The organism is Methylophilus medardicus (assembly GCF_006363955.1).
Lineage (GTDB): Bacteria > Pseudomonadota > Gammaproteobacteria > Burkholderiales > Methylophilaceae > Methylophilus > Methylophilus medardensis.
Window position 1 is genome coordinate 361,496 of record NZ_CP040948.1, and the last position, 18,855, is coordinate 380,350.

Consider the following 18,855-nt stretch of genomic DNA (forward strand, 5'->3'; position numbering starts at 1 on the left):
TATAATGTTGGACTTTTCGGTGCCCGCCTTAGTTGGCATGTAGCTGGCACCCCAATACTGACCGTGGTCTATTGGCCGAAATTGCGAAAGCAAGCGGCTGTAGTGGTTATAACGGATTAAGTTGGAGATTATTTCTCATGATTCAAATGCAATCTCGGCTCGAAGTAGCCGACAACACTGGTGCGCGTTCCGTTCAGTGTATCAAAGTCTTGGGTGGTTCCAAGCGTCGTTATGCCAGCATTGGCGACATCATCAAGGTCAGCATTAAAGACGCTGCGCCACGTGGTCGCGTCAAAAAAGGTGAAATCTACAACGCTGTGGTAGTGCGCACCGCTAAAGGTGTTCGTCGCCCAGATGGTTCGTTAGTTAAATTTGATGCCAATGCCGCAGTCTTGTTAAACAACAAGCTCGAGCCTATTGGTACACGTATTTTTGGCCCTGTGACACGTGAATTGCGTAGTGAACGCTTCATGAAGATTGTTTCACTGGCCCCTGAAGTGTTGTAATCGGCTTGGAGACAATCAAATGAGCAAAATTCGCAAAGGTGACCAGGTCATTTTAAATACAGGTAAAGATGCAGGTAAAACAGGTGCTGTTTTAAGCGTCTTGCCAACCGGCCATGTAGTGGTTGAAGGTTTGAATGTGGTTAAAAAACACACTCGCCCGAACCCGATGCGTGGTATCACTGGTGGCATCATCAGCAAGGAAATGCCGGTTGACGGCTCCAATGTAGCAATCTTCAATGCTGCTACCCAAAAAGCTGATCGTGTTGGTTTCAAGGTACTGGAAGATGGTCGCAAGATTCGTGTATTCAAATCTAGCGGCGAGTCAATCGACGCATAGGATAATATATGGCACGTTTAAAACAGTATTATAACGATAGCGTGGTTGCTAAATTGACAGAACAATTTGGCTACACATCTGCAATGCAGGTGCCACGCATCGAAAAAATCACCCTGAACATGGGTGTTGGCGAGGCAGTCGCTGATAAGAAAGTCATGGAAAACGCAGTATCTGATATGCAAAAAATTGCAGGTCAGAAACCAGTGGTTACTAAGGCTAAAAAGTCCGTTGCTGCGTTTAAGATTCGTGATGATTATCCGGTTGGTTGTAAAGTGACTCTTCGCCGTGAGCGTATGTATGAGTTCCTGGATCGCCTGATTACTGTGGCAATTCCACGTATTCGTGACTTCCGTGGTATCTCCGGTAAATCTTTTGATGGCCGTGGTAACTACAACATGGGCGTTAAAGAGCAGATCATTTTCCCGGAAATCGAATACGATAAAATTGACGCGCTACGCGGCATGAATATCACGATTACCACCACTGCGAAAACAGACGAAGAAGCGAAAGCTCTTTTGGCTGCCTTCAGTTTCCCTTTTAGAGGTTAAGTCATGGCAAAAGTATGTATGACAGAGCGCGAGCAAAAGCGTCGCGAAACCGTAAAAAAATATGCAGCTAAACGTGCTGAATTGGTTGCAACAAGCAACGATCAGTCTGCCAGCGTAGAAGATCGCATGGCTGCGCGTTTGAAGTTGCAAAGTCTGCCACGCAACTCCAGTCCAGTTCGCACACGTAACCGTTGTGCATTGACTGGCCGTCCACGTGGTGTGTTTAGTAAATTTGGTATCGCACGTAACGAACTGCGTAAATTGATGATGGCTGGTCATGTACCAGGTGTCACCAAGGCCAGCTGGTAACGGAGGAATAGAACATGAGTATGAGTGATCCGATTGCCGATATGTTGACCCGTATTCGTAACGCGCAACGTACGAATAAAACATCTGTTTCAATGCCGGCGTCTAAAGTTAAAGGCGCTATTGCAAATGTATTGAAAGATGAAGGTTACATCGATGATTTCAACGTTCAAGACAATGACGGTAAACCTGTTTTGAACATTAGCTTGAAATATTACGCTGGTCGTCCAGTCATTGAGAAGATTGAGCGTGTTTCAAAGCCTGGTTTGCGTATTTATAAAGGTAGTCAGAATCTGCCTAAAGTGATGAACGGTCTTGGTGTGACGATCGTTTCCACTTCTAGAGGCGTGATGACTGATCGTAAAGCACAAGCTGCCGGTATCGGTGGTGAAGTTTTGTGCATCGTGGCTTAAGGAGAATCAATATGTCACGTGTTGCTAAAAACCCTATTGCGATCCCTGCCAAAGTGGAAGTGGTTATTTCTTCTTCAGAGATCTCAGTGAGTGGCCCATTAGGTAAATTAAGCCAATCCTTGTCAGCAGACATTTCTGTTGCACGCGAAGGCGAAGAATTGCTGGTTAAAACAAGCAGTCAAACTCAACATGCCAGAGCTATGTCAGGTACAACGCGTGCGTTGGTCGCTAACATGGTGCACGGTGTTTCGACCGGGTTTACTCGCAAATTGTCACTGATCGGCGTGGGCTACAAGGCTAACGCTCAAGGCTCTACACTGAATCTTGAATTGGGCTACTCACACCCGATCAACCACAAAATGCCTGAAGGCGTGACGGTGCAAACACCAACGCCAACCGAAGTGATTTTGACTGGTGCAAACAAGCAAGTGGTTGGTCAAGTGGCTGCTCAAATTCGCGCGTATCGCGCACCTGAACCTTATAAAGGTAAAGGTGTTCGTTACTCTGACGAAGTTGTGGCTATTAAAGAGACCAAGAAAAAATAATTAAGGCACTTGCAGCTTAGCGCTGCAAGGTTTGACAAAAGCCTTAACAGTGAATCAACATTAAAGGTAAATTCAATGCAAAACGTAAATAACCGCTTGCGCAGAGCACGTAAAACCCGTGCCAAAATCGCCGAGTTAAAAGTTACACGTTTGAGTGTACATCGCACTAATACCAACATCTACGCACAGATTATCGCTGAAACTGGCGATCGCGTATTAGCGAGTGCATCCACAGTTGAGGCCGAAGTGCGTCAACTACTGAAAAATGGCGGCAACATCGAAGCTGCAACCCTGATTGGTAAGCGCATTGCTGAAAAAGCAGTTAAAGCTGGCATTACCACTGTTGCATTTGATCGTTCAGGCTACAAGTATCACGGTCGCATCAAGGCTTTAGCTGACGCTGCACGTGAATCCGGTCTCAAATTCTAAAGGCGAGATAAAGAATGGCTAAAGATATTGAACAGCAGCAAACTGATGGTTTGCGCGAAAAAATGATTACTGTTAACCGTGTAAGCAAAACGGTTAAAGGTGGTCGTATCATGAGCTTCGCTGCGCTGACCGTGGTTGGTGATGGTGATGGTGCCGTTGGCATGGGTAAAGGTAAAGCGCGTGAAGTGCCTGTCGCAGTACAAAAGGCGATGGACGAAGCCCGCCGCGGAATGCTTAAGGTTAATTTGAACAATGGTACATTGCATCACGCAGTCACTGGTGTGCACGGTGCTGCAAAAGTGCTAATTCAGCCAGCTTCTGAAGGTACCGGCATTATTGCTGGTGGTGCAATGCGTGCGATTTTCGAAGTCATGGGCGTTACTAACGTGGTTGCTAAAAGTATTGGTTCAACCAATCCTTACAACCTAGTACGTGCGACTTTGAATGGTTTAGCATCCATGAATACACCGGCTGAAATCGCCGCTAAGCGTGGTAAGACCGTAGAAGAAATCAGAGGTTAATCATGGTTAAAGCAAAAAAAGAAAGCGCTACTTTAAAAGTAACGCTGGTTAGAAGTTTGATTGGTCGTATCGAAGCTCACAAAGCCACCATTCGTGGTTTAGGTCTGCGTCGTATGCACCACACTGTAGAAGTGCAGGACACTCCTGAAATTCGCGGCATGATCAATGCAGTGAGTTATCTTTTGAAGGTTGAATAATCATGCAATTAAACACGATTAAGCCTGCTACAGGCGCAAAAAAAGCTCCTCGTCGTTTAGGCCGTGGTATTGGCTCCGGTTTGGGTAAAACTGGTGGTCGTGGTCATAAAGGTCAAAAATCTCGTGCAGGTGGCTTTCACAAAGTGGGTTTTGAAGGCGGTCAAATGCCTCTGCAACGCCGTTTACCTAAACGTGGCTTTAACTCTTTAACACAAGCTGACACTGCGCGTATCCGTACAAGCGAGCTCTCCTTAGTTGATGCTGAAGTGATTGATATTCTTTCACTCAAAGCTGCTAAGTTAGTGCCTGTTTCTGCCAAAGCTGTCAAAGTTTACCTTTCTGGTGAAGTCACTGCCAAAGTACAGGTTCAAGGGTTGTTGTTGACTAAGGGTGCTCAAGCTGCCATCGAATCTGCTGGCGGAAAAGTACTTGAAGTCTAATCAGTTGTAAGAAAAGAGTATCAGCTTGGCACAGGATAATATCTTAAGTTCCGTTAGCAAACTTGGTGAATTAAAAAGCCGTTTGTGGTTCTTGTTGGGCGCATTAGTGGTTTACCGCTTGGGTGCGCATATCCCAGTGCCAGGCATTGATCCAACTGTATTAAAGCAGTTGTTTGATACGCAGAAAGACGGCATTTTGGGCATGTTCAACATGTTCTCGGGGGGCGCACTATCGCGCTTTACTGTCTTTGCTTTAGGCATTATGCCTTACATTTCTGCTTCAATTATCATGCAATTGTTGACTGTGGTTTCCCCGCAGCTAGAACAGTTGAAAAAAGAAGGCGAAGCTGGGCGTAGGCAGATTACCAAATACACCCGCTACGGTACTGTATTACTTGCTACTTTTCAGGCACTTGGCATTGCCATTGCGTTAGAGGGTCAAGCTGGTCTTGTGTTAGATCCTGGTTTTGCATTCAGGATTACAGCAGTGACTACATTGGTAGCAGGAACAATGTTTCTGATGTGGTTAGGTGAACAGATTACCGAGCGCGGTATTGGTAACGGTATCTCGATCATTATTTTTGCTGGGATTGTTGCTGGTTTACCGCACGCAATTGGTAGTACTTTAGACTTGGCAAAAACAGGTGCATTCTCCATTCCATTGGTGATGTTCTTATTCGTTGCAGTGATTCTGGTGACAGCCTTGGTTGTATTCGTTGAACGAGGTCAGCGTAAGATCACCGTTAACTATGCAAAACGCCAAGTCGGTAACCGTATTTATGGAGGCCAGTCTACGCACTTGCCTCTGAAGCTGAATATGTCGGGTGTGATACCGCCAATTTTTGCTTCTAGCATCATATTATTCCCTGCTACATTGGCAGGGTGGTTTGGAAGCAGTGAACACATGTATTGGCTGAAGGATGTCAGCGCGAAGCTTTCGCCTGGACAACCACTTTACATTTTGTTATTCGCTGCAGCAATTTTGTTTTTTGCTTTCTTCTACACGGCGTTAGTATTTAACCCGAAAGAGACCGCAGATAACCTAAAGAAGAGCGGTGCGTTTGTGCCTGGTATCCGTCCGGGTGATCAAACCGCTAAATATATTGATCGCATCATGGGTAGGTTGACTTTGATTGGTGCGTTATACATTACGCTGGTTTGTTTGTTACCAGAGTTTTTAGTGTTGAAATTTAATACCCCGTTTTATTTTGGCGGCACCTCATTGTTGATCATCGTTGTTGTGACGATGGACTTCATGACCCAAGTGCAATCACATCTGATGTCGCAACAATATGAGGGGTTGCTGAAAAAAGCTAATTTTAAAGGATCGGGCAAGTAATAATGGCTCGAGAGGATCGCATTGAGATGCAAGGCGAGATTCTTGAGAACTTGCCCAACGCTACTTTTAAAGTGAAACTTGAAAACGGTCATACTGTACTAGGTTACATCTCTGGAAAAATGCGTATGCACTACATTCGCATTCTTCCAGGCGACAAAGTCACAGTAGAAATGACCCCGTATGATTTAACCCGTGCGCGAATTACATTCCGCGCAAAGTAAGTGAATTAAATAAAGGAAAGTAACATGAGAGTTCGCGCATCAGTTAAAACATTATGCCGTAACTGTAAAGTAGTTAGACGTCGCGGCGTTGTTCGTATTATTTGTACTGACCCACGTCACAAACAACGTCAAGGTTAATGGTGAAACATTTGCTTGTGAGAGCATTGATTGGCTGATATAATATGCGGCTTTTCTTTTCTACGCACAAGTTTGATCGTGAAAAACGATTGATTATTGGAGTTTAAGTATGGCTCGTATTGCCGGGGTAAATATCCCAAACCACAAACATGCAGAAATTGCTCTGACCTCTATCTACGGTATTGGTCGCGATACTGCGCAGAAAATCTGTGCTGCAGCTGGTGTACTGACAACAGCAAAGGTCAAAGATCTGAGCGACTCAGAAGTTGAGAAGCTGCGTGACGAAGTGGCTAAATACACTGTCGAAGGTGACCTGCGTCGTGAAGTAACCATGAACATTAAACGGTTGATGGATCTCGGTTGCTACCGTGGTATTCGTCATCGTCGTGGCTTGCCAGTGCGCGGTCAGCGTACCAAGACTAATGCGCGTACACGCAAAGGTCCTGTTAAAGCCATTAAGCAATCTAAATAATCTTTTATTGAACATCAGTAGATATTAAGGACAGTACAACATGGCAAAAGCTAATGTACGCGTTAGAAAAAAAGTTAAAAAGAATATTGCCGAGGGCATCGCTCACGTTCACGCTTCTTTTAACAACACGATTATTACGATTACCGATCGTCAAGGCAATGCGTTGTCATGGGCTACTTCCGGTGGTCAAGGTTTTAAAGGTTCACGTAAAAGTACTCCATTTGCTGCGCAAGTAGCTTCTGAAGTTGCTGGTAAAGCTGCGCAAGAATCTGGTGTTAAGAATCTTGAAGTACGCATCAAGGGTCCAGGTCCAGGTCGTGAATCTGCAGTGCGTGCATTAAATGCTGCTGGTTTCAAAATCACTAGCATTACCGATGTCACACCGGTGCCACATAACGGCTGCCGTCCACCGAAGAAACGCAGAATTTAATTCATTTCGCTATCACAGATAAGCGAATCGATTACTGGAGAACTATTTTGGCTAGAAATTTAGACCCTAAATGCCGTCAATGCCGTCGTGAAGGTGAAAAGCTTTTTCTGAAAGCAGAAAAATGCTTTACAGACAAATGCGCAATTGAAAAGCGCAACTTCCCGCCTGGTCAGCATGGTCAGCGCCGCAACTCTCGCCTGTCCGATTACGGCGTTCAATTGCGTGAAAAACAAAAAGTGCGTCGTATTTATGGCGTGTTAGAAGGTCAATTCCGCACTTACTATGCTGAAGCTGATCGTCAAAAAGGTATTACTGGTGAAAACCTGTTGCAACTGCTCGAGTCCCGTTTGGACAACGTAGCTTATCGTATGGGTCTGGCTGGTTCACGTTCTGAAGCCCGCCAAGTCGTGCGTCACAACAGTATCTTGGTTAACGGCAAACGTCTCAACATTCCTTCATATCAAGTGAAGCCGGGTGATGTGATTACTGTTGCTGATAAATCAAAAACACAATTGCGTATCAAGGCTGCGGTTGAAGCGGCTGAACAACGTGGTTTCCCTGAGTGGTTGGAAGTAGACGTCAAAGCATTGTCTGGTAAGTTCAAGGCTAAACCTCAGCGTGATGAGTTGCCTGCTACCATCAATGAATCATTGATCGTTGAATTGTATTCTAAGTAATCGCTTAGCTTAGGCTAAGCATTATTTGTTAATACCCAATTACTTCAAGGAGTTGTATGCAAAATAACCCTACAGATTATTTGAAGCCACGTGTTGTGGACGTTGAAGTGATTAACCCACTGCGTGCACGTGTCACTTTAGAGCCAATGGAACGCGGCTTTGGCTATACCTTGGGTAATGCGTTGAGAAGAGTTTTACTTTCTTCCATCCCTGGTTTTGCCATTACTGAAGTAAAAATTGATGGTGTTGTACATGAGTACTCCACCATTGAAGGTGTACAAGAAGATGTCGTTGATATCTTACTTAACCTCAAAGGCGTTGCCTTAAAGCTGCACAACAAAACTGAAACCATTTTAGTGTTAAACAAATCTGGTGAAGGCATTGTTACTGCTGGTGATTTTGAAGTTGGTCATGATGCTGAAATCGTGAATCCTAACCACATCATTGCCAATATCACTAAAGGTGGTAAGTTGCACCTTGAAGTGAAAGTTGAGATGGGTCGCGGTTATCAACCAGTGCCTGCGCGTCAAAAGGCTAACGACGAAGATCGCGTCCTTGGTTTTATGATGGTCGATGCTTCATTCAGCCCAATCAACAAGGTGAGCTATCATGTTGAGAGCGCGCGCGTTGAACAACGTACCGATCTTGACAAGCTGATCATGGATGTTGAAACGAATGGCATCATCGAGCCTGAACAGGCGATTCGTGATGCTGCCCGTATCTTGATTGGTCAGTTATCTGTGTTCGCGAACTTGGAAGGTGCTTCAGCTGACGTCGAAGTCAAAGCAGCGCCACAGGTAGACCCTATCTTGTTACGTCCAGTCGACGACTTGGAATTAACAGTACGTTCTGCTAACTGCCTCAAAGCAGAAAATATTTTCTACATTGGTGATTTGATTCAGCGCACTGAAAACGAATTGTTGAAAGCGCCTAATCTTGGTAGAAAATCATTGAATGAAATTAAAGATGTGTTGGCTTCTAAAGGCTTAACACTGGGAATGAAGCTTGAGAACTGGCCACCAGTCGGTCTTGAAAAAGCTTAATTTCTGATCAGATAAAAACTTAAGGAAATTACTATGCGTCACGGTAATAGCAATCGTAAATTGAACAGAACTAGCAGCCACCGCGCTGCCATGTTCCGCAACATGGTGACCTCTTTGCTGCGTCACGAAGTGATCAAAACAACTTTGCCTAAAGCAAAAGAACTGCGTAAATATGCAGAACCTTTGATCACTTTGGGTAAAACACCTACACTGGCAAATCGTCGTCTGGCGTTCAGTCGTCTGCGTGACCGTGATATCGTAGGCAAATTGTTCGGTGAACTCGGCCCACGTTACAATGCTCGCAATGGTGGTTATTTGCGCATTCTCAAGTGTGGTTTCCGTAACGGCGACAACGCTCCAATGGCTTTTGTAGAATTGGTTGACCGTCCTGAAGTTGCAGAAGTGCCAACAGCAGAGTAAACCATTCGCATGATTAAAAGGCCAGCTGCATGCTGGCCTTTTTCATTTCTATTTTCCGTGAAGCCATTGTTGAATCGAATGTGTATCGAACGGCCAGCATAATATCTCCTCGGTGTCCATAGAGCGTTTAAGTATCACTGGAATGTCGATTTCAAAGCGCTCCAGCAATTTTTCATCATCCATGATGTCAATATAATCATAAGCCAAGCCAAGCGGCTCTAATTGCGCTTCTGCCTCTTCACACAGATGGCACCCTTGGGTGCCTAATAAAATCAACTGCATTTGCATAAAAGTCTAGGTGGTGTCATCAACGCTTTGTACAATGATACCTGCAAAAAATAACACCTGCTCAACATTGGATAATGCATGACAGAACTTCACGAACAAGAAGATAAAGTGATTGAGGCAAAAGAAAGCCTAAGTGAGACCTTGCAACAGGTGATTCACTTACTGGACAAACACAAACTCGTTGAGCACGTGGTACACCGGCAGGATATGCCTAAGCATGATTTGGTGGAGAGTATCGTCCACAAGCAAAATCTCAATATTTTGCAACACAAGCTCGACCAGTTGCATCCGGCTGACGTGGCTTACATTCTTGAGTCTCTTCCCCTAGATGATCGTTTAATGGTCTGGGATTTGGTCAAGGCAGATCGGGACGGGGAGATCCTGCTTGAAGCCTCCGATGCAGTGCGTCAGACGCTGATTGCAGACATGGATAGTGAAGAGTTGCTTGCAGCGGCTGAGCAACTTGATACCGATGAGTTGGCCGATTTGGCCCCTGATCTACCCAAAGATGTGTTGCAGGACTTGCTCTATAGTCTAGATACCCAGCACCGTGAGCGGCTACAATCAGCTTTATCATACCCGGATGATACTGTCGGTGCCATTATGGACTTTGACATTGTGACCATTCGTGATGACATCACGCTCGAAGTAGTGCTGCGTTATCTGCGTCGCTTACCGAAATTTCCCGACCATACCGACAAATTATTTGTCATCAACCGGGATGATATTTTGCAAGGGGTGTTACCGCTCAAGCGGATTATTCTAAACGACCCTGAAACCCGGGTTGGCGACATTATGTCCACCGATGCGGTGGTGTTCCATCCAGAGGACATGGCTGACCAAGCTGCCATGGCCTTTGAGCGTTACGATTTGGTGACCGCCCCGGTGGTAGATAATAATCGCAAATTGGTCGGCCGAATTACCGTGGATACCGTCATGGATATTATTCGTGAAGAGGCTGAAGCAGATATGCTGTCATTGGCTGGTCTGCGCGAAGAAGAAGACTTTTTTGCATCTATATGGAAGTCTGTACAAAACCGTTGGGCATGGCTTGCGATTAATTTAGTCACTGCATTAGTGGCTTCACGCGTGATTGGCTTATTTGAAGGAAGTATCGAGAAAATTGTCGCATTGGCAGCCTTAATGCCTATCGTAGCGGGCATTGGTGGTAACTCGGGTAACCAAACGACCACCATGATTGTGCGCGGGCTGGCACTGGGGCAAATCTCCGGCTATCACATGAAGTCACTCTTGCAAAAAGAGCTTGGCGTTGCCTTGTTGAACGGTTTACTGTGGGGCAGTGTGTTGGGCTTAATTGCGTTTTGGTTGTATCACAGTGCCGCTTTGGGGTTGGTGATGATGGCAGCAATGACGCTCAATCTATTATTAGCCGCAATTATTGGCGTGACGATTCCTTTGGTGATGAATAAACTCGATCGCGATCCTGCTGTGGGTTCCAGTGTGCTGATTACTGCCATGACCGATAGTGGCGGTTTTTTGATTTTTCTTGGCCTCGCCACCATTTTTTTGTTGTAAATAGTCGATGATGGATAACGATATTAATATTCTGTGGAAAGAAATTGTTCAGGATCTGAGCACTGTTTCAGCCTTGTGGCAATTATTCGTATGTGGACTCATTCTTGCGGTCAGTGGGCTGTTGAATTGGCACCTAGGCAAGCAAATCGAGGCCGGTAGAGTCAATACGGTGTATAAGCTGCTTTTAGGCGGGATTGAGCGTTTATTTTTCCCCTTGGTGGCCTTTCTGCTATTAGTGATTGCGCGTTACGCCCTGCACGATGTAATGCATGTGGGGCTATTGAAACTAGCCGCGCGTATGTTGTTGGCGATGGTGATTATTCGCAGCTTGGTATATGTCTTGCGCTATGTGTTTTCGCCCAGTGCCTGGCTGCACTCCTTTGAGCGTGTCATCGCCTGGACTGTATGGGTGATCGTGGCTTTGCACCTCAGCGGATTCTTAGATCCTGCCCTGCAAATTTTAGAGGATGTACGATTTAGCGTGGGCAAGCAGAAATTAAACTTGCTCCTGCTGATTCAGGGCGGCTTGACCATCGTCATTACAATGTTGGCCGCATTGTGGCTCAGCCGGATGCTAGAGCTACGCCTAATGGCTTCGACCAATATCAACGGCAATTGGCGCGTCATCATGGTCAAGTTGGTGCGTATGGTTGCAATCGTACTCGCCTTGTTGATGTCGATGGCAGCAGTGGGCATCGATGTGACCATGTTGTCTGTATTCGGCGGTGCGCTGGGTGTGGGCCTCGGTTTTGGCCTACAGAAGATCGCTAGCAACTACGTGAGCGGTTTTATTATCTTGATGGATAAATCCCTGCACATGGGGGATATGCTCTCTATTCGCAATCATTACGGCACCGTGACAGAATTGCGCTCTCGCTACATGATCCTACGCAAGCAAGATGGGACCGAGGTGATTATCCCAAATGAAACCATGATTACCGATGTTGTGATCAATCACACATCGGCCGCGCATAAGGCCAAGGTGCCTATTCTTGTGCGGATTACGTATGAAAGTAATCTGGATCAAGCCATGCAAATACTCAACGAGGTAGGGCGCACCCATGAGCGTACCTTGAACGATCCCACCGCAGTCGATGTGATCATTAAAGCCTTTGCCGATACTGGCGTGGATCTACAATTGTCCGTTTGGGTTGCAGAGCCCGAAGAAGGCACTGCAAAATTGCAAAGCGAGCTTTACCACGCTATTTGGCAGCGCTTTAAAGCCGAAAATATTGAGATATCAGTCTATCACCGTGATCCACGTGTGATTGCCGCTACAAACGCCGTGGCTGCAGATGCTTAGCTGATGGGGTTACCTATGAGGTACATAATAAAAAAGCCTGCGATTGCAGGCTTTTTTATTAATCAAGAAACTAAATTATTTCAATTTAGTTTCTTTGTACATAACATGCTTACGAGCTACTGGATCAAATTTCTTGATTTCCATTTTCTCAGGCATTGTACGTTTGTTTTTTGTAGTGGTATAGAAATGACCTGTACCAGCACTGGATTCTAATTTGATTTTTTCACGCATGATATTGTCCTTTTCTGACTAAAATGTCGCGAGTTAGATTTTTTCGCCAGCAGCGCGCAAATCAGCCAACACAGCGTCGATACCATTCTTGTCGATCGTACGCAATGCAGCGTTAGTGATACGCAGGCTTACCCAGCGGTTTTCGCTCTCAACCCAAAACTTACGGTTTTGCAAGTTAGGCAAGAAACGACGTCTTGTTTTGTTTTGTGCGTGAGAAACGTTGTTGCCCACCATTGGTTTTTTACCGGTTACCTGACATACACGTGCCATGGTTATCTCCAAATACTTTTATCTTTTCAGAAAGAGCGAGATTATAGATTGATTCGCTGAGACAAATCAAGCAATTATTGCAATTTTTCAAACAATTAGTGCTTACCTGTGCTGCCAAAGCCGCCTTCACCACGCTCACTACTCGTAAACTCATCCACAATATGAAAATCTGCCTGCACCACAGGCACGATGACCATCTGCGCGACACGCTCCATAGGGTTTAAAATAAACGCCTCTTTGCTACGGTTCCAGCATGAAACCAAGAGCTGGCCCTGATAATCCGAGTCAATCAAGCCGACCAAGTTGCCCAATACAATGCCATGTTTATGGCCTAGCCCCGAGCGCGGTAAAATCATCGCCGCATAATAAGTATTGTCGATGTGAATTGCCATGCCGGTAGGAATCATAATCGTCTCGCCCGGTTGTATGGTCTGCGTGTGCTCAATACATGCCCGCAAGTCTAGGCCTGCCGAGCCCGGCGTGGCGTAACTTGGCATCATGTGATGCAGACGAGGGTCTAGAATCTTGAGATCTACGGTAATCGACATGCAGCGGCCTCCTGAAAATGATTGCGTTATTAAACACGAAATATGGCTGAAAATCACTGATTACGACAATAAAAAAGCCAGCGGATGCTGGCTTTAAAAATGATGCTGAACTAAAACTTGTATTGAGCAGTGAGTCCGACTAAGTAGTTGCGGCCAGCCGCTGGCTCAAAAAATAATGCATTGCCGTCATTGACACGTACCGAACCGATATAGTCTTTGTCAGTGATGTTTTCGACTCTGATGTACTCTTTAAAGCGCCAATTGGTCAAGTTCTGCTCGAAACCTGCTCTCACATTAAAGATGGTGTAAGAAGGTGCTTTGTCAGTGTTGATGTCGTTCACATAGACTTCACTGTTGTGACGACCCTCAAGTGCTGAGAAAAAACCTAGCGTTGGGTATTTCCAAGCTACTTCGCCATACACTTGTGATTTGTAGGTGCCTGGAATGCGATTGCCTGACTTAACCGTGCCTGTTGCACCGCCGGCGTTGATCACAGTAACGAAAGGATCTTCGAATTTTGCGTTGAGCAGCGTGTAAGCTGCAAACAAGCTAATATTGTTTTCAAATGCAGCATCAATGGACGCCTCAGCACCCGTCCGTTTGGTTTCTCCAGCATTTTGAAAGCTTGAGCGACCTGCAACTGTTTGACGCGTTACGATTTCATTGTCAGTGTCGACTCTGAAGACTGTCAAGTTCGCACGGATGTTATCAGTCAAGAATGCTTTTGCACCGATCTCAATGTTACGGCTCTCGGCTGCTTTCAACGACAGGTTTGGTTTACTGGCAATGTTTGCATTTACATTATCAAAAGCTGCTTCAATAAAAGTTGGGGTTTCAAAGCCTTTGCCAAAGTTTGCGTAGAAATTCAACTTCTCAGTTGCTTTCCAGATCACGCCAATGACGGGGGTGGTTTTCTGATACTCCACCGAGCCGCTATTGTTTCCCTGTCCCGGGTTGCCAGCAGTTAAGAAATTATCTTTCACTTCAAGTTTGACTTTTGTGTGTCTTGCCCCGGCGTGTACGTCAATTGTGGGGGTAACGCTGAGGCGGCCTTGAATGTATTGATCAAAATTGCTTGAAATGTTTTCTTCATTTCGATTCAGGTTGTTTGCTGCATTGCCTGTCACCAGAACGGTTGTATCGAGTCTGTCGTCTGAGGATTTGCCGTAATTTAGACCCAGTGCAACATTGTAAGGCATGCTGCCCAGCTGACCGTTATTATCCCATCTGAGGTCGCTGCCATAAAAAGAGCGCTCAATTTGACTGAGGCGAGCTGTCGTGCCTCCGAGTGAAGTGGCGGTTGCGGTGGTCGTTAAAATTTGAGCATTGCGACGGGTGCCAACATAAGGAATTAAGCTGATTTTATTATTTTCGTTGAGTGTGTGTTCAATGTTAAAGCCGACTTGTGTATGGTCACGCTTCACACTGGTGTTCGCAAATAATGCAGCGGGAACGACGTCATTACGGGTAGCGCTTGAAAATGCGCGTCTTCTGTCCAAGCCAAGTGGATCCTGCGCCTCTTGATCAAACCAGTTCACTAACGCTGTAACGCGGGTGTCTTCGTTCAGATTAAATCGAAATTTTGCAGTTGCCATTTGTTTGTTGCTAGCGCTGTTGGCGCGATAACCATCAGACTCAAAGTTGGACACATTGAGTGAATATTCCAACCCTTCAAGCTGTCCCGCAGCTTCCAACACGTTACGCTTGGTATCGTAACTGCCGAACATCGTGGTGGCGCCAATGGTCGGTGTCGCTGGCGCATCTTGCGTAAACATTTGAATCACGCCGCCGGAGGAGTTGCCATAAAGCGATGAGAATGGGCCGCGCATCACTTCGATACTTTTGATCGATGATAAGTCAACCACACCTGGTTGGCCTTGACCATCTGGCATGGTGAGTGGGATGCCATCCACATAAACGCGGACACCGCGCACACCAAATGAGGAGCGTGAACCAAAGCCGCGGCTAGAAATTTGCGGATCTTGTGCTTGCTGCGTTCTGCTCTGCGCGGTGATGCCCGGAACGCGAATCAAGCTTTCAGAAAGATTCATTTGCAATTGACCATCTTTGATGTTTTTTTGCTCAACTACATCAATGGCGACCGGTAAATCGAAGCTGTTTTGCGCTTGACGGGTGGCGGTTACAACCACCGGCGATAGCGTTAAGGTTTGATCTTCATCTGCCATGCTTTGCGACACGGGGCCAAAAGCAGCGGAGAGAGCTAGATATAAAGGAGTGTAGCGGACTGCGCGCATGGGTATTCTCGGGGCTAAAAAATTGAAAGAGCGCGATTGTAAGCGGAGTATGCGTTTTCATAGCTCAGGATTTTCATGAAAATCCTGAGCTATGTGCGTTTAATTAATCTAGATCAAGTTGTGTTTTAAGGTGGGTTAATAATTTGAAAGCAATGTTTGTTTTTAGATCTGTATCTAGTGTGTGTTCGCCCTTGCTGTCGATGATAGTGACCTGATTATTATCATTGCCCATCGCCGTCATCACCTGGTTAGCCACAATCATGGGTAAGCGTTTTGCCAGCCGTTTTTGTTTGGCATACTCAATTACTTGCTCTGTTTCTGCGGCGAATCCCACGCAGTAGGGCGGGTTCGGTAATGAGGCAACATCTGCCAAGATATCCTTGTTTTTGATGAGATCAATAGTAAGTATGTCTTCACTTTTTTTGATTTTTTGTGACGAGCGCATGTTGGGCTTGTAATCTGCAACCGCAGCCACCCCGAAAAAAACATCTTGGGCTGCAATGTGTTGCATCACGGTGTGATACATGTCATCGGCGGTGGCGGCGAAATGGGCGTGGCTGACCAGCGGACGGGGGGCATGAGTGTGGCCATACACCAGCGTGGTTTCAGCGCCCATGCGCATCGCCATTTGTGCCAGTGCAAATCCCATCTTGCCACTACTTAAATTGGTGATGCCGCGCACCGGGTCTAGCATCTCCATGGTGCTACCTGCGGTGATCATGATCTTTTTGCCTGCGAGTAGTTTTGGGGTGAAAAAGGTTTGTACTCCTTCAACGAGCGCTTCTGGCTCCCACATTCTGCCTTGGCCAACTTCGCCGCATGCTTGTTCTCCACTATCAGGTCCGAGCACGGTAATGGCGTCTTGTTGCAATTGCATGATGTTGCGTTGTGTCGCTGGGTTTTCCCACATTTGCTTGTTCATTGCCGGGGCAACGAGAAGTGGGCACTCACGTGCGAGACACAAGGTTGACAATAAATCATTGGCAAAGCCATGGACAAGTTTGGCGATGAAGTCCGCGCTGGCCGGGGCAACCAAAATAGCATCCGCTTGTCTGCTCAACTCAATGTGTGGCATGCCATTAGGGATGCGTTGATCCCAGCTATCGATACACACCGGATGACCAGACAAGGCTTGTAGTGTGGTGGGGGTAATAAAATGGGTGGCGGCTTCGGTCATGACCACTTGCACCTGATAGCCTTGTTTGACTAACAAACGGATCAGCTCAGCCGTTTTGTAAGCGGCAATGCCGCCGGTGACGCCCAGGAGCAGGCGTTGAGGGTGTGAATGCGTTGAAGTCATGGCACCATTTTAACTGCAAAGCCAGCGCAATTGCCATGGTTCAAATGCATACAGCTTCTTTAAACATGTTAAGATCTGAGCATCTATAGGGTGAATGCATGATAAAGTTAGTCAGAATTTTTTTCTGGGTAGTGGTAGTGCTGACAGCGCTAATGCAGGTGTGGCAGGAGTACCAAACGCTGCAGTGGCACCGACCTTTGCAGGTGGCGCTGTATCCGATCAACGTCGATGGCACGCCTGAAGTCGAAGCCTATATCAACAGTCTGCGTGCTGACGATTTTGACATCATTGCAGCATTCTTTTCACGTGAAGCAATCAAGTATCAGTTACCTCTGCGTCGACCCATCACTTTATATTTGGGCCCAAAAATTCATGATATCCCCCCGGCACCGCCAGCGGTCAATGATCATTGGCTGAATATTGTGCGCTGGAGTCTGCAGTTCAGGTGGTTTGCATGGACGCACGAGCCAGCCGTCGAGGTGCCGATAGATATCAAGTTATATCTTCTGTATCACGATACTGATAGACATCAGCATTTATTGCATTCAACCGCGTTGCAGAAAGGCAGAATTGGCCGCGTTAATCTTTTTGCAGAAAATAGCCAGCATGCGACCAATGCAGTCATCATCGCCCATGAGTTGTTGCATACGCTGAGCGCCACCGATAAATATGATCTGCGCACCGGCTTGCCTATGTTTCCGCAAGGTTATGCCGAGCCTTACTCACAGCCGCTGTATCCGCAATCGATGGCAGAGCTGATGGCTGCCAAGGTGCCCAAAGCACCGCAAAAAGCGCGCATGGCAAGAAGCTTAGATGAAGTGGTCATCGGTCAGCCCACTGCGCGCGAGATTGGCTGGTCAAAATAATCCACTGACAAGGAGGCGAGATGGCAATCACCGATTGGCCCGAACAGGAACGTCCGCGAGAAAAATTACTCCGCGCGGGTGCAGCCAGACTCTCTGATGCAGAGTTGCTGGCTATTTTCTTACGCGTAGGCATTGCCGGGAAAACCGCCGTGGATTTGGCGCGTGATTTGATGCGACAGTTTAAAAGTCTGAATGGCGTGTTTGCAGCTGATCTGCAAGAAATGACTGCAGTGCCTGGGATGGGGGTAAGTAAATATTGCCAGTTACAAGCGGTGCTAGAAATGAGCAAGCGTGCGCTCGGCGAAACCTTGCAACAAAGTGACAGCTTTCGCTCGCCCAACCAAGTGAAAGACTATCTGCAATTGCAATTATCGCAGCGACAACGTGAGGTCTTTGGCATTATGTTTTTAGATGCGCAAAACAGACTGATTGCTTTTGAAACGCTATTTGAGGGCAGTTTAATGCAAACCAGTGTTTATCCGCGCGAAGTGGTGAAGCGGGCGCTAGACTTAAATGCTGCCGCGCTTATTCTGAGTCATAATCATCCGGGTGGCAACGCATTACCCAGCGCAGCGGACGAGCAACTCACTCAATGTCTAAAAGAGGCTTTAAATCTGGTGGATATCCGAGTATTGGATCACATCATCGTGGCAAAGCAAGAGACGTTTTCGTTTAGCGAGCAGGGATTAATATGAGGCTTGCAGGCTGGGATGGTGGGTGCTAACGGGGTCGAACCGCTGACATTCGCCTTGTAAGGGCGACGCTCTACCAACTGAGCTAAGCACCCATGCCTTGCAACGAAGGCAGCATTATACCGAAACGTTTATTTCCTGCAAGAGCCCACAAAAAAATAGTGGGGAGTGTATTCACCGCTGCAAGTGGTGGGGTTAGACGGTCAACCGTTTAGTGATGTTGATCAATTGAAGAGAAATATCTGCCATACCTGTTTTACGCTTATCGGCCATCTCGGATAACAAGGAATAGGCTTGCTCTTCGCTCAGGTCGCGCTGATGCATTAAGATATCCTTGGCAGAATCGACCAGCTTTTGGTCTTCCATGCTCAATATCGGATGCGGTTTTGAGAAAGGCGTGGCTTGCATGTTGGGGCTTACAGTACTCATTAAGACTCATAAAAAAATAGCTAATGTTGATTTAGCAATCTGCATGCCAGTTAATAGCTTATTTTTAGTATGCTGATTTTAAACAGTAATTCTGTGGTTTTTGTGCTTTGGAGATGGTTAAGTGCGCTGACCCCGATGCACCACCGCGGTGCTCT

Annotated in this window: 29 protein-coding genes and 1 tRNA gene; 22 read left to right on the forward strand and 8 right to left on the reverse strand. The window is 46.4% G+C overall.

All coding sequences use genetic code 11. The features are described 5' to 3' along the window. Positions 1–137: 137 nt before the first annotated feature. From rplN to rplQ, 18 genes are all read left to right on the forward strand, one after another. Positions 138–506 (forward strand): 50S ribosomal protein L14, encoded by a 369-nt coding sequence (gene rplN, locus FIT99_RS01745; protein ID WP_019881229.1) that lies wholly within the window; start codon positions 138–140, stop codon positions 504–506. A 19-nt stretch (positions 507–525) separates the two neighbouring features. Then, positions 526–843 (forward strand): 50S ribosomal protein L24, encoded by a 318-nt coding sequence (gene rplX, locus FIT99_RS01750; RefSeq protein ID WP_019881230.1) that lies wholly within the window; start codon positions 526–528, stop codon positions 841–843. A gap of 8 nt (positions 844–851) precedes the next feature. Continuing rightward, positions 852–1,391, forward strand: a complete 540-nt coding sequence (rplE, locus tag FIT99_RS01755) for a 50S ribosomal protein L5 (protein ID WP_140002348.1) — start codon at positions 852–854, stop codon at positions 1,389–1,391. A gap of 3 nt (positions 1,392–1,394) precedes the next feature. Beyond that, positions 1,395–1,700, forward strand: coding sequence for a 30S ribosomal protein S14 (rpsN, locus tag FIT99_RS01760; RefSeq protein ID WP_140002350.1), 306 nt, complete (start codon positions 1,395–1,397; stop codon positions 1,698–1,700). 14 nt (positions 1,701–1,714) lie between these two features. After that, entirely contained in the window at positions 1,715–2,110 is a 396-nt protein-coding gene (gene rpsH / locus FIT99_RS01765) for a 30S ribosomal protein S8 (RefSeq protein WP_140002352.1), read from the forward strand. Positions 2,111–2,121: 11 nt separating this feature from the next. Next, positions 2,122–2,655: a 50S ribosomal protein L6 gene (gene rplF / locus FIT99_RS01770; protein WP_140002354.1), complete on the forward strand. Its 534-nt coding sequence runs from the start codon at positions 2,122–2,124 to the stop codon at positions 2,653–2,655. Positions 2,656–2,730: 75 nt separating this feature from the next. Then, positions 2,731–3,084, forward strand: a complete 354-nt coding sequence (gene rplR / locus FIT99_RS01775; protein WP_140002356.1) for a 50S ribosomal protein L18 — start codon at positions 2,731–2,733, stop codon at positions 3,082–3,084. 14 nt (positions 3,085–3,098) lie between these two features. Further along, entirely contained in the window at positions 3,099–3,605 is a 507-nt protein-coding gene (gene rpsE / locus FIT99_RS01780) for a 30S ribosomal protein S5 (protein ID WP_140002358.1), read from the forward strand. 2 nt (positions 3,606–3,607) lie between these two features. Next, positions 3,608–3,802, forward strand: coding sequence for a 50S ribosomal protein L30 (rpmD, locus tag FIT99_RS01785; RefSeq protein WP_140002360.1), 195 nt, complete (start codon positions 3,608–3,610; stop codon positions 3,800–3,802). Positions 3,803–3,804: 2 nt separating this feature from the next. Continuing rightward, the gene (gene rplO, locus FIT99_RS01790) at positions 3,805–4,242 is read left to right on the forward strand and encodes a 50S ribosomal protein L15 (protein ID WP_140002362.1); all 438 of its coding nucleotides are present in this window, start codon (positions 3,805–3,807) and stop codon (positions 4,240–4,242) included. Between the two features lie 25 nt (positions 4,243–4,267). Continuing rightward, a complete protein-coding gene (gene secY, locus FIT99_RS01795) occupies positions 4,268–5,581 on the forward strand; it encodes a preprotein translocase subunit SecY (RefSeq protein WP_140002364.1) in 1,314 nt (437 codons plus the stop codon). A gap of 2 nt (positions 5,582–5,583) precedes the next feature. Continuing rightward, complete coding sequence (gene infA, locus FIT99_RS01800) at positions 5,584–5,802, forward strand: translation initiation factor IF-1 (RefSeq protein ID WP_019881241.1); 219 nt, start codon at positions 5,584–5,586, stop codon at positions 5,800–5,802. Between the two features lie 24 nt (positions 5,803–5,826). Next, positions 5,827–5,940, forward strand: coding sequence for a 50S ribosomal protein L36 (gene rpmJ / locus FIT99_RS01805; protein ID WP_081620790.1), 114 nt, complete (start codon positions 5,827–5,829; stop codon positions 5,938–5,940). Positions 5,941–6,049: 109 nt separating this feature from the next. Then, entirely contained in the window at positions 6,050–6,412 is a 363-nt protein-coding gene (rpsM, locus tag FIT99_RS01810; RefSeq protein ID WP_019881242.1) for a 30S ribosomal protein S13, read from the forward strand. Between the two features lie 40 nt (positions 6,413–6,452). Further along, the gene (rpsK, locus tag FIT99_RS01815) at positions 6,453–6,842 is read left to right on the forward strand and encodes a 30S ribosomal protein S11 (protein WP_018986256.1); all 390 of its coding nucleotides are present in this window, start codon (positions 6,453–6,455) and stop codon (positions 6,840–6,842) included. Between the two features lie 47 nt (positions 6,843–6,889). Then, entirely contained in the window at positions 6,890–7,519 is a 630-nt protein-coding gene (gene rpsD / locus FIT99_RS01820; protein ID WP_140002366.1) for a 30S ribosomal protein S4, read from the forward strand. Positions 7,520–7,575: 56 nt separating this feature from the next. Continuing rightward, positions 7,576–8,562 carry a DNA-directed RNA polymerase subunit alpha gene (locus FIT99_RS01825; RefSeq protein WP_140002368.1) on the forward strand — a complete coding sequence of 329 codons (987 nt, stop codon included), beginning with the start codon at positions 7,576–7,578 and terminating at the stop codon, positions 8,560–8,562. A gap of 33 nt (positions 8,563–8,595) precedes the next feature. Next, positions 8,596–8,982: a 50S ribosomal protein L17 gene (rplQ, locus tag FIT99_RS01830; RefSeq protein ID WP_140002370.1), complete on the forward strand. Its 387-nt coding sequence runs from the start codon at positions 8,596–8,598 to the stop codon at positions 8,980–8,982. A 48-nt stretch (positions 8,983–9,030) separates the two neighbouring features. On the opposite strand, the gene FIT99_RS01835 is transcribed toward rplQ, so the two are convergent. After that, a complete protein-coding gene (locus tag FIT99_RS01835; RefSeq protein ID WP_223261242.1) occupies positions 9,031–9,264 on the reverse strand; it encodes a glutaredoxin family protein in 234 nt (77 codons plus the stop codon). 84 nt (positions 9,265–9,348) lie between these two features. On the opposite strand from FIT99_RS01835, the gene mgtE reads away from it, so the two are divergent. After that, positions 9,349–10,806 (forward strand): magnesium transporter, encoded by a 1,458-nt coding sequence (gene mgtE, locus FIT99_RS01840; protein ID WP_140002374.1) that lies wholly within the window; start codon positions 9,349–9,351, stop codon positions 10,804–10,806. A gap of 7 nt (positions 10,807–10,813) precedes the next feature. Continuing rightward, on the forward strand, positions 10,814–12,109 hold the full coding sequence (locus FIT99_RS01845) for a mechanosensitive ion channel family protein (protein ID WP_140002376.1): 1,296 nt from the start codon (positions 10,814–10,816) through the stop codon (positions 12,107–12,109). A gap of 75 nt (positions 12,110–12,184) precedes the next feature. On the opposite strand, the gene rpmG is transcribed toward FIT99_RS01845, so the two are convergent. The 5 genes from rpmG to coaBC form a co-directional block, all read right to left on the reverse strand. After that, the gene (gene rpmG, locus FIT99_RS01850) at positions 12,185–12,340 is read right to left on the reverse strand and encodes a 50S ribosomal protein L33 (protein ID WP_013441158.1); all 156 of its coding nucleotides are present in this window, start codon (positions 12,338–12,340) and stop codon (positions 12,185–12,187) included. 33 nt (positions 12,341–12,373) lie between these two features. After that, the gene (gene rpmB / locus FIT99_RS01855; protein ID WP_018986249.1) at positions 12,374–12,610 is read right to left on the reverse strand and encodes a 50S ribosomal protein L28; all 237 of its coding nucleotides are present in this window, start codon (positions 12,608–12,610) and stop codon (positions 12,374–12,376) included. Between the two features lie 95 nt (positions 12,611–12,705). Then, positions 12,706–13,158 carry a dUTP diphosphatase gene (gene dut, locus FIT99_RS01860; RefSeq protein WP_140002378.1) on the reverse strand — a complete coding sequence of 151 codons (453 nt, stop codon included), beginning with the start codon at positions 13,156–13,158 and terminating at the stop codon, positions 12,706–12,708. A gap of 110 nt (positions 13,159–13,268) precedes the next feature. Beyond that, positions 13,269–15,413, reverse strand: coding sequence for a TonB-dependent receptor family protein (locus FIT99_RS01865; RefSeq protein WP_140002380.1), 2,145 nt, complete (start codon positions 15,411–15,413; stop codon positions 13,269–13,271). Between the two features lie 103 nt (positions 15,414–15,516). Then, positions 15,517–16,713, reverse strand: a complete 1,197-nt coding sequence (coaBC, locus tag FIT99_RS01870; protein WP_140002382.1) for a bifunctional phosphopantothenoylcysteine decarboxylase/phosphopantothenate--cysteine ligase CoaBC — start codon at positions 16,711–16,713, stop codon at positions 15,517–15,519. 98 nt (positions 16,714–16,811) lie between these two features. On the opposite strand from coaBC, the gene FIT99_RS01875 reads away from it, so the two are divergent. Next, the gene (locus FIT99_RS01875; RefSeq protein ID WP_140002384.1) at positions 16,812–17,579 is read left to right on the forward strand and encodes a hypothetical protein; all 768 of its coding nucleotides are present in this window, start codon (positions 16,812–16,814) and stop codon (positions 17,577–17,579) included. A 20-nt stretch (positions 17,580–17,599) separates the two neighbouring features. After that, positions 17,600–18,274 carry a RadC family protein gene (gene radC / locus FIT99_RS01880; RefSeq protein WP_140002386.1) on the forward strand — a complete coding sequence of 225 codons (675 nt, stop codon included), beginning with the start codon at positions 17,600–17,602 and terminating at the stop codon, positions 18,272–18,274. 16 nt (positions 18,275–18,290) lie between these two features. Here the strand turns inward: radC and FIT99_RS01885 are convergent. Together FIT99_RS01885 and FIT99_RS01890 are read right to left on the reverse strand one after the other, a co-directional pair. Further along, positions 18,291–18,366, reverse strand: a tRNA-Val gene (locus FIT99_RS01885). Between the two features lie 100 nt (positions 18,367–18,466). Continuing rightward, on the reverse strand, positions 18,467–18,700 hold the full coding sequence (locus FIT99_RS01890) for an ANTAR domain-containing protein (protein WP_223261243.1): 234 nt from the start codon (positions 18,698–18,700) through the stop codon (positions 18,467–18,469). Positions 18,701–18,855 lie beyond the last annotated feature (155 nt).

Bases quoted from the DNA above. Each gene is read 5' to 3' on its own strand.
- rpsK (WP_018986256.1), top strand. From the start codon at position 6,453: ATGGCAAAAGCTAATGTACGCGTTAGAAAAAAAGTTAAAAAGAATATT.
- mgtE (WP_140002374.1), top strand. From the start codon at position 9,349: ATGACAGAACTTCACGAACAAGAAGATAAAGTGATTGAGGCAAAAGAA.
- rpsE (WP_140002358.1), top strand. From the start codon at position 3,099: ATGGCTAAAGATATTGAACAGCAGCAAACTGATGGTTTGCGCGAAAAA.
- rplO (WP_140002362.1), top strand. From the start codon at position 3,805: ATGCAATTAAACACGATTAAGCCTGCTACAGGCGCAAAAAAAGCTCCT.
- FIT99_RS01835 (WP_223261242.1), bottom strand. From the start codon at position 9,264: ATGCAGTTGATTTTATTAGGCACCCAAGGGTGCCATCTGTGTGAAGAG.
- FIT99_RS01825 (WP_140002368.1), top strand. From the start codon at position 7,576: ATGCAAAATAACCCTACAGATTATTTGAAGCCACGTGTTGTGGACGTT.
- dut (WP_140002378.1), bottom strand. From the start codon at position 13,158: ATGTCGATTACCGTAGATCTCAAGATTCTAGACCCTCGTCTGCATCAC.
- rplF (WP_140002354.1), top strand. From the start codon at position 2,122: ATGTCACGTGTTGCTAAAAACCCTATTGCGATCCCTGCCAAAGTGGAA.
- rplN (WP_019881229.1), top strand. From the start codon at position 138: ATGATTCAAATGCAATCTCGGCTCGAAGTAGCCGACAACACTGGTGCG.
- rpsM (WP_019881242.1), top strand. From the start codon at position 6,050: ATGGCTCGTATTGCCGGGGTAAATATCCCAAACCACAAACATGCAGAA.
- rplQ (WP_140002370.1), top strand. From the start codon at position 8,596: ATGCGTCACGGTAATAGCAATCGTAAATTGAACAGAACTAGCAGCCAC.
- rplR (WP_140002356.1), top strand. From the start codon at position 2,731: ATGCAAAACGTAAATAACCGCTTGCGCAGAGCACGTAAAACCCGTGCC.
- rpsH (WP_140002352.1), top strand. From the start codon at position 1,715: ATGAGTATGAGTGATCCGATTGCCGATATGTTGACCCGTATTCGTAAC.
- FIT99_RS01875 (WP_140002384.1), top strand. From the start codon at position 16,812: ATGATAAAGTTAGTCAGAATTTTTTTCTGGGTAGTGGTAGTGCTGACA.
- radC (WP_140002386.1), top strand. From the start codon at position 17,600: ATGGCAATCACCGATTGGCCCGAACAGGAACGTCCGCGAGAAAAATTA.
- FIT99_RS01865 (WP_140002380.1), bottom strand. From the start codon at position 15,413: ATGCGCGCAGTCCGCTACACTCCTTTATATCTAGCTCTCTCCGCTGCT.
- coaBC (WP_140002382.1), bottom strand. From the start codon at position 16,713: ATGACTTCAACGCATTCACACCCTCAACGCCTGCTCCTGGGCGTCACC.
- rplX (WP_019881230.1), top strand. From the start codon at position 526: ATGAGCAAAATTCGCAAAGGTGACCAGGTCATTTTAAATACAGGTAAA.
- rpmJ (WP_081620790.1), top strand. From the start codon at position 5,827: ATGAGAGTTCGCGCATCAGTTAAAACATTATGCCGTAACTGTAAAGTA.
- rpmB (WP_018986249.1), bottom strand. From the start codon at position 12,610: ATGGCACGTGTATGTCAGGTAACCGGTAAAAAACCAATGGTGGGCAAC.
- rpmG (WP_013441158.1), bottom strand. From the start codon at position 12,340: ATGCGTGAAAAAATCAAATTAGAATCCAGTGCTGGTACAGGTCATTTC.
- infA (WP_019881241.1), top strand. From the start codon at position 5,584: ATGGCTCGAGAGGATCGCATTGAGATGCAAGGCGAGATTCTTGAGAAC.
- rplE (WP_140002348.1), top strand. From the start codon at position 852: ATGGCACGTTTAAAACAGTATTATAACGATAGCGTGGTTGCTAAATTG.
- rpsN (WP_140002350.1), top strand. From the start codon at position 1,395: ATGGCAAAAGTATGTATGACAGAGCGCGAGCAAAAGCGTCGCGAAACC.
- FIT99_RS01845 (WP_140002376.1), top strand. From the start codon at position 10,814: ATGATGGATAACGATATTAATATTCTGTGGAAAGAAATTGTTCAGGAT.
- FIT99_RS01890 (WP_223261243.1), bottom strand. From the start codon at position 18,700: ATGAGTACTGTAAGCCCCAACATGCAAGCCACGCCTTTCTCAAAACCG.
- rpmD (WP_140002360.1), top strand. From the start codon at position 3,608: ATGGTTAAAGCAAAAAAAGAAAGCGCTACTTTAAAAGTAACGCTGGTT.